Source organism: Streptomyces javensis (assembly GCF_039525925.1).
Lineage (GTDB): Bacteria > Actinomycetota > Actinomycetes > Streptomycetales > Streptomycetaceae > Streptomyces > Streptomyces asiaticus.
Genome location: NZ_BAAAIF010000260.1, coordinates 1 through 861, shown reverse-complemented (window position 1 = coordinate 861; position 861 = coordinate 1). Strand labels below are relative to the sequence as shown.

The window sequence follows — 861 nt, the reverse complement described above, 5'->3', positions numbered from 1 at the left end:
CTTACAAGTCATCTCATTTGGTGAGTCTGCGGTAGCAGATGAGAGTGCAGGCGATGCTGGTGAAGGCGAGGAAGTGGCTGGCTTTGCGTTCGTAGCGCCGGTGCAGGCGCCGACAGCCGGCGAGCCAAGCCATGGTGCGTTCGATGGTCCAGCGATGCCGGCCCAGTCGTTGACTGGAGTCTGCACCCTTGCGGGCGATCCGGGGTGTGATGCCGCGGGCTCGTAACCATCGCCGCAGGTGGTTGTAGTCGTAGCCCTTGTCGCCGTGGAGCTTGCCCGGCCTGCGTCGTCGTCGGCCGCGTCGGGACCGGATCGGCGGGATGCCCTTCACCAGCGGGATGAGAGCCTGGCTGTCGTGCAGGTTCGCCCCGGAGATCCCGACGGACAGGGGCAGACCGGTCCGGTCGGTGACCAAGTGGATCTTCGAACCGTACTTGCCCCGGTCGACAGGATTCGGACCTGTCAGCTCCCCCTTTTCAGGGCTCGCATGTTCACCGAGTCGATGGCGCAGCGGGACCAGTCCAGCTCGCCGCGGGACCCGAGTTCATCGAGGACCAGGCGGTGGAGTTTCGCCCACACCCTCGCGTTCGACCACTCGGCGAAGCGCCGGTGAGCCGTGGCTCCCGAAGGCCCAAACGACGCAGACGGCAGCTGCTGCCACGTGCAGCCCGACGTGGCCACGAACACGATCGCAGCCAGCACTTCCCGGTCACCATGCCGACGCCGGCCACCACCTTGAGGGCGGATCGGGGCCTCCGGCACCACCCGCTGGAACAACTCCCACAACTCATCCGGCACCAGCCGCTCGACAATCCCCACCCCGGCAGGTTATCGAACACGCCAAATGAGATGGCCTGTTAG

General features: G+C 66.0%; 1 protein-coding gene. It reads right to left on the bottom strand.

Annotation, left to right across the window (positions count from 1 at the left end; all coding sequences use genetic code 11):
- Positions 1 to 13: 13 nt before the first annotated feature.
- Positions 14 to 813 (bottom strand): IS5 family transposase gene (locus ABD329_RS47855; protein WP_198282512.1). Its coding sequence is split into 2 segments (ribosomal slippage): positions 14 to 465 and positions 465 to 813, totalling 801 coding nucleotides; the frame shifts between segments, so codons are not numbered across the junction.
- Positions 814 to 861 lie beyond the last annotated feature (48 nt).